13 protein-coding genes are annotated in these 14398 nt (G+C 62.2%); 5 read left to right on the plus strand and 8 right to left on the minus strand.

Going from position 1 to position 14398, the window contains the following annotated elements; genetic code table 11:
* Nucleotides 1–93: 93 nt before the first annotated feature.
* A complete protein-coding gene (locus tag DEM27_RS09570; RefSeq protein ID WP_109457985.1) occupies nt 94–645 on the minus strand; it encodes a DUF2059 domain-containing protein in 552 nt (183 codons plus the stop codon).
* Nucleotides 646–657: 12 nt separating this feature from the next.
* Nucleotides 658–1359: a ribose-5-phosphate isomerase RpiA gene (gene rpiA, locus DEM27_RS09575; RefSeq protein WP_109457986.1), complete on the minus strand. Its 702-nt coding sequence runs from the start codon at nt 1357–1359 to the stop codon at nt 658–660.
* 192 nt (nt 1360–1551) lie between these two features.
* Between rpiA and DEM27_RS09580 the strand changes: the two genes are divergently transcribed.
* The gene (locus DEM27_RS09580) at nt 1552–2226 is read left to right on the plus strand and encodes an HAD family hydrolase (RefSeq protein ID WP_109457987.1); all 675 of its coding nucleotides are present in this window, start codon (nt 1552–1554) and stop codon (nt 2224–2226) included.
* A 78-nt stretch (nt 2227–2304) separates the two neighbouring features.
* On the opposite strand, the gene DEM27_RS09585 is transcribed toward DEM27_RS09580, so the two are convergent.
* Entirely contained in the window at nt 2305–4215 is a 1911-nt protein-coding gene (locus DEM27_RS09585) for a L,D-transpeptidase family protein (RefSeq protein ID WP_109457988.1), read from the minus strand.
* A 482-nt stretch (nt 4216–4697) separates the two neighbouring features.
* Here DEM27_RS09585 and fumC point away from each other — a divergent pair, with 482 nt between their 5' ends.
* The 4 genes from fumC to DEM27_RS09605 all read left to right on the plus strand — a co-directional run bounded on the left by fumC (nt 4698) and on the right by DEM27_RS09605 (nt 9996).
* Entirely contained in the window at nt 4698–6089 is a 1392-nt protein-coding gene (gene fumC, locus DEM27_RS09590; RefSeq protein ID WP_109457989.1) for a class II fumarate hydratase, read from the plus strand.
* Between the two features lie 130 nt (nt 6090–6219).
* Nucleotides 6220–7827: a fumarate hydratase gene (locus DEM27_RS09595; RefSeq protein WP_109457990.1), complete on the plus strand. Its 1608-nt coding sequence runs from the start codon at nt 6220–6222 to the stop codon at nt 7825–7827.
* A 182-nt stretch (nt 7828–8009) separates the two neighbouring features.
* Nucleotides 8010–9077 carry a GGDEF domain-containing protein gene (locus tag DEM27_RS09600; RefSeq protein ID WP_109457991.1) on the plus strand — a complete coding sequence of 356 codons (1068 nt, stop codon included), beginning with the start codon at nt 8010–8012 and terminating at the stop codon, nt 9075–9077.
* Between the two features lie 262 nt (nt 9078–9339).
* Nucleotides 9340–9996: a L,D-transpeptidase family protein gene (locus DEM27_RS09605; RefSeq protein WP_109457992.1), complete on the plus strand. Its 657-nt coding sequence runs from the start codon at nt 9340–9342 to the stop codon at nt 9994–9996.
* Between the two features lie 53 nt (nt 9997–10049).
* On the opposite strand, the gene DEM27_RS09610 is transcribed toward DEM27_RS09605, so the two are convergent.
* From DEM27_RS09610 to DEM27_RS09630, 5 genes are all read right to left on the minus strand, one after another.
* On the minus strand, nt 10050–10847 hold the full coding sequence (locus DEM27_RS09610; RefSeq protein ID WP_109457993.1) for a M15 family metallopeptidase: 798 nt from the start codon (nt 10845–10847) through the stop codon (nt 10050–10052).
* Nucleotides 10831–11220, minus strand: coding sequence for a hypothetical protein (locus DEM27_RS09615; protein WP_245445763.1), 390 nt, complete (start codon nt 11218–11220; stop codon nt 10831–10833). The genes DEM27_RS09610 and DEM27_RS09615 overlap by 17 nt, the downstream gene beginning before the upstream one ends.
* Nucleotides 11221–11374: 154 nt before the next feature.
* Nucleotides 11375–11983, minus strand: a complete 609-nt coding sequence (locus DEM27_RS09620) for a pyridoxamine 5'-phosphate oxidase family protein (protein WP_109457994.1) — start codon at nt 11981–11983, stop codon at nt 11375–11377.
* Nucleotides 11984–12058: 75 nt separating this feature from the next.
* Nucleotides 12059–13894 carry a monovalent cation:proton antiporter-2 (CPA2) family protein gene (locus tag DEM27_RS09625; RefSeq protein ID WP_109457995.1) on the minus strand — a complete coding sequence of 612 codons (1836 nt, stop codon included), beginning with the start codon at nt 13892–13894 and terminating at the stop codon, nt 12059–12061.
* Nucleotides 13895–13930: 36 nt separating this feature from the next.
* Entirely contained in the window at nt 13931–14305 is a 375-nt protein-coding gene (locus DEM27_RS09630; protein ID WP_109457996.1) for a gamma-butyrobetaine hydroxylase family protein, read from the minus strand.
* Between the last annotated feature and the right edge of the window lie 93 nt (nt 14306–14398).

Raw genomic sequence — 14398 nt, forward strand, 5'->3', positions numbered from 1 at the left:
AGGGGTTGTTTCGCCTTGATATAGGATTTTCGGTGGCAAAAATAAAAGCCCGGAAAAATCCGGGCTTTCAAAAAATCGAAAAAAGACGGAGGTTTATTGCTGTGCGGGCTGCTTGGCCTGATCGCCCTGCGCCTTCACCTGCTCGCCGATCTGCTTTTCGAGCGCCGCATCGCTTTCGTTGGCGAGGTCGCGGGAAATGCCGGACGCCCAGATGTCGGCGGCCTTCATCATTTCGCGGGTGGCGACCGGACCGTCGCGTAGCAGCTTCTTGCCGACGTCGGACTGGTAGAAGGCGGCAATGGCATTCAACTCTTCCGTGGTGAATGCCTTGGCATAGATGGTCGAAGCTTCCCGCTCCAGATCGCCGCGGCGCGAGGCAAGGGCCAGGGCCTTTTCGTCGACGGTCGCGGTGATCATGTCGGTGTAGTTCGGCGAGGCCTGGATCAGCTGCGCCTTCAGCCGCTCGGCAACCGTCGGCAGGATGTTGTCGAACTGGCTCGTCAGGTTGAGCGACTGGATCGCCGCCTTTGCAGCGGCGATCTGCGCGTCGCTGATTTCCTGCGCATGGGCGGCGGAACCGAACGCAGCTCCCGTGAGAACGATGGCTGCAGCGGCAAAACGGCCGAAACCTGCAAATTTCGTCATGAATGAATGCTCCTATTCTGTCTTCGCTTGCAGCGTCCGCGCGCCCGCCGGACCGGCGATAACGGCAAGTGATGCTATGTTGATGAACAGCCCGTGTTCGACGACGCCGGGGATCGAATTCAGTTCGCTCGAGAGTGCCTCTGCATCAGGAATACGGCCAAATGATGCATCGAGAATGAGATGCCCGCCGTCGGTCATGAACAGCCCGTCGCCCGAGGCACGCAGGTCCATGGAGCCCGAAAGGCCGAGCCTTGCGGCAACCTTTTCCACCGCAAGCCGCGTCGCGGCCTGGCCGAAAGGATTGATCTCGATCGGCAGCGGAAAGGCGCCGAGCGTTTCCACCACCTTGCTTTCGTCGGCGATGACGATCATGCGGTCGGAAGCGCAGGCGACGATCTTTTCGCGCAGCAATGCACCGCCGCCGCCCTTGATCAGCGCCAGGTTGGCATCGACCTCGTCGGCTCCGTCGATGGTCAGGTCGAGATGCGGCAGTTCGTCGAGCGATTTCAGCGGAACGCCGAGTTCGACGCAGAGCCGCGCCGTGCGCTCGGAGGTCGGCACGCCTTCCACCCGGAGACCCCCCGCTACCTTCTCCGCCAGGAGCCGGACGAATTCTTCGGCCGTAGACCCCGTTCCGATCCCCAGCCGCATACCGTCCTCGACATGCGCAAGCGCTGCTTCCGCAGCCTTGATCTTCATTTGGCGGGCGTCCATGCGCCACAAGCTCCCGTCTGTTGCGTTGTGTGCTGTTTACACGGCTGCCGACGCAAACGAAAGACAAAATAGAATCGCCCCAACGCGAAATTTGCGATTGCCGCAAACGGCGGAAAGCATATCGGGTTGCAATCGCAAACGCCTTCCCATACTGCCTGAAACCGTTGCCATTCCTGCCCGGAGGCCCTTCCCGTGACCGCTCCCCTCGTCGTCTTCGATCTCGATGGCACGCTCATCGACACCGCGCCGGATCTCGTCGCCAGCCTGAATCACACCATCGCCGCCGCCGATCTCGAGCCGGTCACCTATGCCGACCTCACCCATCTGGTCGGCCATGGCGCCCGGGCGATGATCGAGCGTTCCTTCGCGCTGCGCGGAAAGCCGCTGGTGGAGGAAGAATATCCGGCGATGCTGCAGCGCTTCATCACCTTCTACAGCGACACCATGCCCGGCGAGTCGAGACCGTATCCCGGCCTGCTGGCCGCTCTCGACCGGCTCGCTGCCGCCGGCTTCCGGCTGGCCGTCTGCACCAACAAGATGGAGGGGCTGGCCCGTACGCTGCTCAAGAGGCTCGGGATGACCGATCGTTTTGCCGCAATCACCGGCGGCGACACGTTTACGGTGCGCAAGCCCGATGCCGCCCACCTGCTCGGCACCGTCGAGCGCGCCGGCGGCGATCCCCGCCGCACGCTGATGGTCGGCGACAGTCTCAACGATGTCCTTGTCGCCCGCAATGCCGGCATCCCGTCGCTCGGCGTGCCCTTCGGTTATTCCGACGCGCCGATCGAAAGCCTCGATCCCAGCCATATCATCCGCCATTTCGACGAACTGACGCCGGAACTCGCGCATGTGCTGATCGATCGATAACCTTGCACGCGCTTCCAAAGCAAAAGGCCGCTTGCGTTTTCTCGCAAGCGGCCTTTTTCACGTTATATCGACGATCGGTCAGCCCTGCGCGGCGCGGGCCTTGCTGGTCGTCTCGAACGCCTTGTTGACATAGGCGTCGCGACCATAAACGTCGTCGAAATATTCCACGACATTGTCCTTGTTCGGCCAGGCCGTGAAATAGGCGACGTAGACCGGGAATTTTTCCGGCACCTGCACCGCCTTGTTCTTGCCGGCGGCAATCTGCTTGGCGACGTCATCGACCGTCGTGCCCAGCACAGCGGCGGCCATGGCGCGCGGATCGTCGAGGCGGACACAGCCGTGGCTCAAGGCGCGCACGTCGCGCTTGAAGAAGCTCTTCGACGGCGTGTCGTGCATGTAGATCGCATGGCTGTTGGGGAACAGGATCTTCAGTTCGCCCAGAGCATTGTCGCCGCTCGGCGGTTGGCGCACGGAGATGGCATTGGTCGAGCCGTTCCAGTTGACGCTCGTTGAAGAAACCGCCTGGCCGTTCACCGCGACTTCATAACCCAGCCGGTCGAGATAGCTCGGGTCGGAGCGCAGCTTCGGCAGCATCTCGTTGATGATGATCGATTGCGGCACGCCCCAGAACGGGTTGAACTCCACCGTCTCGATCTCGTCCTGGAAGAAATAGGTCTGGTTCGAGCGCGATCCGACAACGGTGCGCATCGACAACTCTTCCCGGTTGTTGTTGTGGTAATAGACCATGTAGGCCGGCTGGTTGATGAAGACGTAGCGGCTGCCGAGATCGGCGGGCAGCCAGCGGGCCTGCTCCAGCGCCACCACCAGCTTGTTGATCTTGTCGGCATCGCTGTCGCCGACCATGGCGCGCACGGTCGCCTGGCCGATGACGCCGTCCGGCTTCAGGCCGCGCTCCTTCTGGAAGGCTTCCACCAATGCAACCAGCTCCGGCGTATAGTCCGGCGTCTGCTGGTAGGCGGAGAGCGTCAGGGCGTGATCCACCTTCAGCGCATCCGAACCATGCTTGCCGATGGCGGCGACGATGTTGGCCATCTGGTCGGAACTGCCGCCCGGCTTCAACAGGCCGGTGAGCGTGACGACGACGCGGTCGTCTCCATTCTGCTCGGCGCGCAGCTTGGCAAGCTCGGCCTTCAGGAGCGCGAACTGCGGCCCCGAGGGTGTGCGGCTGCCGAGATAGGCGGCAATATCGGGAGAGGCGGCAGCGACCTTCAGGACGCCCGGCAGGTTGACCGTCTTGCGTTTGAAATCGTGGTAGCCGGAGATCTTGTTGGGATCGACACGGCCGCGCACGGTATCCTGCACATAGGCCAGCACCTTGGCGGACAGTTCCAGTTCGAACTGCATCAGCGCCCGGTTATGGCCGGCTTCGTCCATGCTGTCATACTGGTCGGAGGGCGCAAGGACGCTGTAGTCACGGGCATCGAGGCCGACGGCGTCAGCGTCGGAAAGCACCGCGAGGGCGGCCTTGGCCTTGTCGCTGACGGCGTTGTTATCGATCCAGAGCAACGGCTTGTTGCTGCCGTAATAGGCCTCGAGCGCCTTGGCGATCTCGTCGGTGGCGCGCACCCTGGCCTCGGTCAGCAGGCGGCGATGGTCGCTGTCGGCATCGAGGCCGACAGGCGTCACCGTCGCCGTTTCGCCGGCGATCGCGCCGGTCACCAGCGGATCGGCAAATTTGGAGGAAGCGACGAGACGCAGCCCTTCGGCCTTGTAGGTATAATACTGGGGACCGGAAACCTTCGGCAGCGGCTTCACTTCTGCGGCTTTTTCCTCAAAACCCGGCTGAGACGGGAATTCCCCGCGCTCGATGCGTTGCTGGGCCTGCTTCGTCTGGCCATGCTTGTTGCTGCGCAGGAAATCCAGAAGAGTTCCTGCCGATGCCGGCTGCGCGCCAAAAAATGCGACGCCACAGGTCAAAGCCAAGGCCAAAGCCCCGACGCTCTTCAATCTCGTCTGTCTCAAACTCATTCCCCGTCTATTGCGGTCGTCATCGCCTGCGGCCGGCGTTGCAAATCGTCATGCATATCTAGCCGATCGCCTTTCCGTTGAAAAGAAAACGGCCGTGCCTGTCGGCCTATTTGCGGGCCGGTGTTTCCCGAAAGCCACGCGTTGCCGGCGCCCGTGAGACATTCATACAAAATTATGAAATTATTCGTTAATTTTTAGAAATTCTTCTCGATGCGAGACAGGCTTTTTGCCGCCGTTCCAGCCTTGCCGGCATTCGACAATCTTGCCGGGAGTGTCGGAAATATCACGCTTTCATGACGCTTCACGAGGCTTTCGCGACAGCCGGGAATATCCTCCGGACATCAGGCCATTTTCCGTTGCTGCCGGCGATTGAACTGGATAAGAAGGCTCATCTTAAAGCAAGGCGGACCGGTGGCGGCTCATACCGCAGCCCTGAAAACAGGCATTCTTTCGGTCCCCGGACGGTTGGAAAGGCAAACGTCATGACGAAGACGAGAACGGAAACCGATACGTTCGGCCCCATCGAGGTCGCCGCGGATCGCTACTGGGGCGCCCAGGCGGAACGCTCGCGCGGCAACTTCAGGATCGGCTGGGAAAAGCAGCCGCTCTCCGTCGTCCGGGCGCTCGGCATCGTCAAGCAGGCAGCCGCCCGCGCCAACATGGCGCTCGGCCAGCTTTCGCCCGATCTCGGAAACGTGATCGTCGAAGCGGCCCAGGAAGTCATCGACGGCAAGCTCGACGAGCATTTTCCGCTGGTCGTCTGGCAGACCGGCTCCGGCACCCAGTCCAACATGAACGCCAACGAAGTCATCTCCAACCGGGCGATCGAAATGCTCGGTGGCGTCATGGGCTCCAAGAAGCCGGTGCATCCGAACGACCACGTCAACATGAGCCAGTCGTCGAACGACACCTATCCGACGGCCATGCACATCGCCTGCGCCGAGCGCATCGTCCATCACCTGCTGCCGGCGCTGAAACATCTGCACGGCGCGCTGCAGGCCAAGACCGACGCCTTCGCCCACATCATCAAGATCGGCCGCACGCATACCCAGGATGCCACGCCGCTGACGCTCGGCCAGGAATTTTCGGGCTATACCGCCCAGGTCGCCTCCGCCATCAAGCGGCTGGAACTCACTTTGCCCGGCCTCTACGAACTCGCCCAGGGCGGCACGGCCGTCGGCACCGGCCTCAACGCCCCGGTCGGCTTTGCCGAGAAGGTGGCGGAAGAGATCGCCGCCATCACCGGCCTGCCCTTCGTCACCGCACCGAACAAGTTCGAGGCGCTGGCAGCCCATGACGCCATGGTCTTTTCCCACGGCGCCATCAATTCGGCCGCCGCCGCGCTGTTCAAGATCGCCAACGACATCCGTTTCCTCGGCTCTGGCCCGCGCGCCGGCCTCGGCGAACTCGCCCTGCCCGAGAACGAACCCGGCTCGTCGATCATGCCCGGCAAGGTCAATCCGACGCAGTCGGAAGCCCTCACCCAGGTCTGCGTCCAGGTCTTCGGCAATCACGCCGCGCTGACCTTTGCCGGCAGCCAGGGCCATTTCGAGCTGAACGTCTACAATCCGGTCATGGCCTACAACTTCCTGCAGTCGGTGCAGCTGCTCGGCGACGCCGCCGTTTCCTTCACCGACAATTGCGTCGTCGGCATCGAGGCCCGCGAGGACAACATCCGCAAGGGCGTAGAAAACTCGCTGATGCTGGTGACGGCGCTCAACACGCGCCTCGGCTACGACGCCTGCGCCAAGATCGCCAAGACGGCGCACAAGAACGGCACGACGCTGCGCGAGGAGGCCGTCGGCGGCGGTTACCTGACCAACGAGGAGTTCGACCAGTACGTCCGCCCGGAAAACATGATCGGCCCGAAATAAACCTTCCGTTGCCTCATCCGGCCCTTGCAAAAGGGCCGGATAGCTACTTTTTTTGTCCAGTTTTGTACCGATTGCATTCGCGAAAGCTCGACGCTAGAGGGGTTTTGACCCTCTTCGAAAGGCTTTTACGATGGCTGACGCTCTCTTTCCGCTTGGCGACGACACGACGCCTTACCGCAAGCTTTCTTCCGACCATGTCTCGGTGGATAGGTTCAAGGGACAGGAGATCCTCACCGTCGCGCCCGAGGGCCTGCGGCTTCTGGCGGAAGCCGCTTTCGTCGACATCAACCACCTGCTTCGTCCCGGCCACCTGAAGCAGCTCGCCGCGATCCTCGCCGATCCGGAAGCCACCGACAACGACCGTTTCGTCGCCTACGACCTCTTGAAGAACGCCAACATCGCCGCCGGCGGCGTGCTGCCGATGTGCCAGGATACCGGCACGGCGATCATCATGGGCAAGAAGGGCCGGCGCGTCTGGACCGAAGGCGGCGACGAAACCGCCCTCGCAGACGGCGTGCTCGACGCCTATACCAAAAAGAACCTGCGCTATTCGCAGCTGGCGCCGATCAGAATGTTCGAGGAAAAGAACACCAGGAACAACCTGCCGGCCCAGATCGACCTCTACGAAGAGGGCACCGACGCCTACAAGTTCCTGTTCATGGCCAAGGGCGGCGGCTCGGCCAACAAGACCTTCCTCTACCAGGGCACGCCGTCGCTTTTGACCCGCGACCGGCTGGTCGACTTCCTCAAGGAGAAGATCCTGACGTTGGGGACGGCGGCCTGTCCCCCCTACCATCTGGCGATCGTCATCGGCGGCACCTCCGCCGAGATGACGCTGAAGACCGTCAAGCTCGCTTCGGCGCGCTATCTGGACAATCTGCCGACCGAAGGCTCGGAAAGCGGCCACGCCTTCCGCGACCTGGAGATGGAGGCCGAGATCCACAAGCTGACGCAGCAGCTCGGCGTCGGCGCCCAGTTCGGCGGCAAGTATTTCTGTCACGACGTGCGTGTCATCCGCCTGCCTCGCCACGGCGCCTCTCTGCCGATCGGCTTGGGCGTCTCCTGTTCCGCCGACCGACAGGCGCTCGGCAAGATCACCAGGGACGGCATCTATCTGGAGCAACTGGAAACCGATCCGTCGAAATACATGCCCGACCTCGACGAGGCGAAACTGTCCGAATCCGTCGTGCGCATCGATCTTAACCGGCCGATGGCCGATATCCTCGCCGAGCTTTCGAACCACCCGGTCAAGACCCGCCTGTCACTGACCGGCACGATCATCGTCGCACGCGACCTCGCCCACGCCAAGATCCGCGAGCGCCTCGAAGCCGGCCAGGGCATGCCGGACTACCTGAAGAACCATCCCGTCTATTACGCCGGTCCGGCCAAGACCCCGACCGGCTACGCGTCCGGTTCCTTCGGTCCGACGACGGCCGGCCGCATGGACAGCTATGTCGACCAGTTCCAATCCTTCGGCGGCTCGATGGTGATGCTCGCCAAGGGCAACCGCTCCCGTGCCGTGCGCGAGGCCTGCAAGCAGCATGGCGGATTTTATCTCGGTTCGATCGGTGGCCCGGCCGCCCGGCTGGCGCAGGACTGTATCAAAAAGGTCGAGGTGCTCGAATATCCCGAGCTCGGCATGGAAGCGGTGTGGAAGATCGAGGTCATCGATTTCCCGGCCTTTATCGTCATCGACGACAAAGGTAATGACTTTTTTCAGGCACTTAACCTCGGATGACGCCAAGTCTCAAAGGTTGGAAGAAACAGATTTGAACGCGCATCGCCGGCAAACCGGCGGTGCAAAACGGCACGACAATTTTCTCACGGGGTAGAATTCACAGTTCGCACTTTAATATTTTTCGAACAATTTTGCGCTACCATAATATTGGGAAATAAGAGAAAAGAGCTTAGGAGTGGCCGATGAACACGGCGACGGCGCAGAAAGCGCAGATCCCTGACATAGCAGGCCAGATCACGTATGCGATGCGCACCATGGGGGTTGCCCCCATTCCGCGCAACTACGAGCTGTTTTACGAAGCCTATATCGGCTCCAACCCGGCTTTGAGCCGCGACCTTGCCGCGCTCGGCAATCGCGCCACGCAGGAAGAGCTGGATGCGATCAGCAGCCAGCATTCGCTGCATCACCAGACCAAGGCCATCGAGACCGCGCATACGAAGATCATCGGCGAACTCGACGGCCTGCTGCGGCTTCTGAAGCAGGAGCAGACGTCGCTCGACAGCTACAACCGGCTGCTCGGAGAGACCTACAACCGCATCACCAACAAGAACAACAACAGCGCCGACCTGTTGCGCAATGCCATCACCCTGCTCAGCGAAGCCACCGACGATACGATGGCTCATGGCGAGAAGACAGTCGAAAGCGTCGTGCGCAAATCGCAGGAGATGGACCAGGTCCGCCGCGAGCTCGATGAATACAAGCGCATTGCCAACACCGATTCGCTGACGCGCCTTGCGAACCGCCGCGCCTTCGACGAACGACTGATCGCCATCTACGACACGCCGATAACGCTGGCCGTCACCGGCCTCGTCGTCATCGACATCGATCATTTCAAGCGTATCAACGATACCTACGGCCATCCGGTCGGCGACAAGATCCTCGCGACGGTCGCCAGCGTCATTCGCGGCAGCCTGCGCAAGGATGTTTTCGTTGCCCGCATCGGCGGCGAGGAATTCGCCGTCATCATCGACGGCAACACCGAGGAAGAAGTGATGCAGCAGTGCGAGCGGCTGCGGCGCGGTCTTGAAGCCACCCCCTTCAAGAACTCCAAGACCGGCGTCAACTACGGCCCGGTAACGATCTCGCTCGGCATCTGCATGGCCAGCGCCGCAAGCGACCCCGGCGAGCTCTACAGCAAGGCCGACATCGCCCTCTACTCCGCCAAGAATGCCGGCCGCAACCGCTCCATGGTATTCGAGGACGGCATGACCAAGGACTTCCAGAAGAGCTGGCTGATCTACAAGCGATAAAGCAATCCCAGCAAATGTGCTGTGCGGTTTTGCGTCCGGAAGTGCGTGTCGACAAATGGATGGAGAATTTCCGCGCTTCGGAGAAAAGCGGAAGTTCTCCATAGAAATCCAGTGGACATCACCGGATTTCCAGCTCCGCCGGGCTTTGTTCCGGCGGGAACAGCAACAAAAGGCGCGTTCTCCTAAAACATCCCCATGAACACGGACCGGAAGAGAGCTGGCATGAAGCACAGCGCCACCGGTCAACATGGGGAGAATACACATGAACCGCATCGCTGCCGTACTGTTGTCCAGCCTCGCCCTTGCCGGCTCTTTCGCCACCATCGCCTCCGCGGAATCCCGCGCCGACAAACCGGTGCTGATGGCTTCGCTGGAAAACAAGAATACCAGGACCGGCTGGCTTGCCGTGCTCACCGAAGACAAGCCGTCGAAGAAGCAGCGGATCAGGAAGGACATCCATACCTCACCGATCCCGCGCCAGCTGATCGACTTCACGGAAGCCGTCGCGCCCGGCACGATCATCGTCGATAATTCCGACCGCCGCCTCTACCATGTCCTCGGCAACGGCACGGCCGTCGCCTACGGCATCAGTGTCGGCCGCGACGGCTTCATCTGGACGGGCGCAGAAAAGGTCACCGCCAAGGCCGAATGGCCGACCTGGAACCCGCCGGCGGACATGCGTCGCCGTGAAGCCAAGAAGGGCCACATCCTGCCGAAGACCATGAAGGGTGGCATCAACAACCCGCTCGGCGCCCGCGCCCTCTACCTCGGCTCGACCGAATACCGCATCCACGGCACCAACCAGCCGTCGTCGATCGGCCAGGCCATGTCTTCGGGCTGCATCCGCATGGCGAACGAAGATGTCGAACACCTCTACGCCCAGGTCACGATCGGCACCCAGGTCATCGTCCGCGATTGATATTTTTGACGGTGGAACAAGCCGGCGCCCGCAATGGTCGCCGGCTTCGTATGTCAAGGGCAGGCCGAGACACCGGCGCGCCGGGCGATTTCCAGCAGTTCCGGCCGATATTCGAAATGCATCGTGTCGTAGTGGTACCAGCGCCCGCCCCAGATGAAGCCGTGGCGTTCGAAGATATCGACGATCTTCATCGGAAACTTGTTGTGGTATTCCGGCACTCTCCCCGGCTTGCCGCCCGACCAGACCCAATAATCGGCATGCTTGGTGTTAAGATCCAGCGCGGCGCCGAAACTGTGGACGGACAAATTCGACTGCCCGGACACCTTGCGCCAATTGAACACGCCGGCCGACGGCGTCAGGTATTTCTTGAGGGCCGGATCGGCGGCGAGTTCGTCACGCACGGCCGCCAGCGCCTTGTCCACGCCCTGGCGGCGGGTGACGCGCAACGTCTCGCCGAACCATTTCACCGGCACGAGATCGGCCTGCACCGCCTTGGCGGAAGCGCCGAACAACCGCTTGAGCAGCACCTCGCTGCGAATGCGGCCGGGGTCGAAATTGACGGCAGGCCGCGTCTCGCAGGCACCGGCGGGATAGATCTGTTGCAGGCTGTCCTCGACATCGCCGCTTTCCAGCATGGCGAAATGATCGCGGCTCTTGCCGTCGTCGATGACGATCGGATCGCCGTCCTTCATCACCAGCTTGCCGCCTTCGGCCTTGACGATGCTTTCGGGATAGCTGGCGACGAGGATAGCGATCTTTTCGGCCAGCGACGGTTCCGCTGCCGCGGCCGGGCCGGCCGCTCCGGCCAGCAGCGCCGTCAGAAGGGCGAGCCGCCTAGTCGACGGTGACATTGATGTAGTCGCCGCCGTTGCCGCGCCAGATCTGCACGTTGATCGTCACGTCGCCGCCGAGAATGGCGTTGCGGGCGTCGCGGGTGATCGTGCCGTTGCGGATCATCCGCTCGGCGCGCTCGCGGTTCTTGGCCGACGCAAAGAAGCTGTCGCCGTCATCCCCCGGCTGCGAAATGCCGAAGCGGTGGTAGTTGGCGCGGTCCTGGCGGATCACTTGCCACGGCTGCGTCAGCTGCATGCCGTCGGAATTGAAGAGATCGTCCTGGCCGATATAGGCGTTGTATTCCTCGATCAGTTCGTCCGCGAGGGCCGGCTGGCCGAGAAGAACGCCGCCCAGGATCGCAGACGCTGCGAACCAATGTTTCATGTTCATGGTAACCCTCGCTGGAACGAATGAAATTCTATGTATGACGGACGAGACAGGTCATCTATTCTGGCCCACATCAAAATCCGCAGCGACGATCTTTCCAGCAACGGCGCCCGGCTTGCAAGCCGGGCACAGGCTCGATCCTAAAAAGGTTTGCCGCCTACCACATGGTTTTGCGGGCGCGCTCCGGCCATTCGCGATCGTAGGCCTCCTGGTCGAAACCCTGCCTGGCTGCCTTGAGCAATTGCCCCGGCGTCGGCAACGCAGCCGCTTCGACATGATGCTCGGCATTCCAGAGGTCGGCCCGCATCACCGCCCGGGCGCACTGGAAATACACCTCGTCGATAGTGACGACGATGACGCTGCGAGGATGTTTTGCGTCCATCTCGAAGCTTGCCAGCAGGGCGGCATCGACCGACACCACGGCCCGTCCGTTCAGGCGCATGGTCGTCGTCGATCCCGGAATGAGGAACATCAAGGCGATGCGCGGGTCCCGGACGATGTTGGCCAGCGAATCGACGCGGTTGTTGCCGCGCCAGTCCGGCAGCAGCAGGGTTTTGTCATCGCGGACACGCACGACGCCGCCGATATCGCCCCGCGGCGAACAATCGAGCCCCTCCGGCCCGACGGTGGCGAGCGCGACGAAAGGCGAGGCCTCGATCATGCGGCGATAATCGGGCGTCAGAGCCGGCGTCACCTTGACGAGAGCAGCCTCGCTACAGTCGCCGTACAGCGCCTTCAACTCTTCAACCGATCGTACGATCGTCATCCTCGCCTCCTTCTCATGCAAGCCGGCGACGCCCTATCGCGCTGTTGCGACAAACGGATGACGGCATCGCCGGTATCACGTCTGCGGTGAAGCACCCTGCGCGCGTGCCGCCTCCGCCGCCGCTTCGCGGGCAGCCCGCTCGCGCCCGGTGCGTGCCGCGACGAGGTCGGCCGGCTGGGCATTGCCGCGGATCAGCGACCGGCCGGCATAGATGCCGCCGACGACCTCCAGCGCGAAACGTTCGTCATCGACATCGCGGAACTCTTCCACCAGCTGGGCGGCAAGTTCCGGATCCTCACCCATGACATGCAGCACTTCCTCGCTGAAATTCAGCGCCGATTCGAAGGTTTCGCGGATCTGGTAGTTGACGCCGGCATGCAGGAGGTCGATGGCGTGACCGCGGTCGTAGGCGCGCGCCAGCACCGGTATCAGCGGATATTCGTGGCGGACGTGTTCGGCGATACGAAGCGCCGCTTCCTTGTCGTCGATGCAGATCAGGATGGCCTTGGCGGTGGCCGCGCCGGCCGCATGCAGGATTTCCGGCCGCGACCCGTCGCCGTAATAGACCTTGAAGCCGAAATCGCCGGCGTCACGGATGAACTCGACGTCCTTGTCGATCAGCGACAGCGTGTAACCGCGCGCCAAAAGCGGCTGCGACACGATCTGCCCGAAGCGCCCGAAACCGATCAGCAACACCGTGCCCTCGACATTTTCCGGCAGCGCCAGCCCGCTTGTATCCGGCTGCTGCTTCGGTACGATCCGGTCATGCAGGATGATCATCAACGGCGTCAGCACCATGGAGATGATGATCGTCGCCGTGAGGATGGCATTCGTCTCGCCGTTGATGATGCCGACCGCCATGGCGGCGGAATAAAGCACGAAGGCGAATTCACCGCCCTGCGCCATCAGCACCGCCCGCTCCAGTGCCTCGGCGTGACAGGTGCGCAGCAGACGGGCGACGGCATAGATCATCACCGCCTTCACCACCATGTAGCAGACGACGCCGGCGGCGACGAGCTGCCAGTTGGCGGCGATCACCTTGAGATCGATCGCCATGCCGACGCCGAGGAAAAACAGGCCGAGCAGGATTCCGCGGAACGGCTCGATATCCGCCTCCAGTTGGTGGCGGAAGGAGGATTCCGACAGCAACACGCCGGCGAGGAAGGCGCCCATGGCCATGGAGAGGCCGCTCAGCTGCATCGCCAGCGCCGATCCCAGCACCACCAGCAGGGCGGCGGCGGTCATCACCTCGCGCGCATTGGCGGCTGCCAACAGCCTGAACAGCGGGTTGAGGAGGTAGCGTCCGGCAAGCACCAGGGCGACGATCGCACCCAGCGCGATTGCGCCTGAAATCAGCCGCTCCGTGACCGTGACCGTTTCGCCGCCGCTGCCGAGGAAAGCGACCAGCGCCAGCAGCGGCACGATGGCCAGATCCTCGAACAGCAGGATCGAGACGATACGCTGCCCCTTCAGCGCCGAAATCGCGCCGCGTTCCTGCAGCATCTGCATGACGATGGCGGTCGATGTCAGCACGAAACCGGTGCCCGCGACGAAGGCGACGATCGGCGAAAACCCGAAGGCCATGCCGACGCCGGTCAGGCCGACGATGCAACTCAGCACCTGCAGCGCGCCGAGGCCGAAAATATCCTTGCGCATGCCCCACAATCGCGAAGGCTGCATCTCAAGCCCGATGATGAAAAGGAACATCACCACCCCGAGTTCCGCGATATGCAGGATCGCCTGCGAATCGGAGAAGAAGCCCAGCCCGAAAGGACCGATCGCCAGGCCGGCGGCAAGATAGCCGAGCACGGAGCCGAGGCCTATCCGCTTGAAGATCGGCACGGCTGCGACACCTGCCGCCAAAAGCACGACCACCTGCACCAGATCGTTCGCATTTGCTTCCGCTGCCAAACTCTGTCCTTTCAACCCGACTGGAAATCGAATGAGTTACCGCGGCTTTTCCGAATGATCCCGGCTCATGCCCTTTTCCGAAAGCTCGCGCTCATAGTCGGCGAACAGTTCCGCGCCGCGCTCGCCGAGTTCGTAGAGGTATTTCCAGGTGAAGATGCCGGTGTCGTGCATGTCGTCGAAACCGATGCGCACGGCATAATTGCCGGTGGGCGTTGCCCCGATGATGGCGACGTTGCGTTTTCCCGGCACCGTCAGTTTCTGGCCCGGCCCGTGCCCCTGCACCTCCGCCGATGGCGACAGCACGCGCAGCATCTCCGCCGGCAGGTCGAAACGCCGGCCGTCGTCGAAGGAAACCAGCAGGTGCTGCCGGTCCTTGGAAACGCGAAGTTCGGTGGGCCAGGGTTCGGTCATTGTCTTTTCCGCAGTTGCTCACAGGCAGGAGTACGTCGTAAGGGCGATAGGGCGCAAGTGCATTTTGCGTCTATAGTTCGACCATCCGCCTTG

It is taken from the genome of Rhizobium album (assembly GCF_003122325.1).
In the GTDB taxonomy this organism is placed as follows: Bacteria; Pseudomonadota; Alphaproteobacteria; order Rhizobiales; family Rhizobiaceae; genus Metarhizobium; species Metarhizobium album.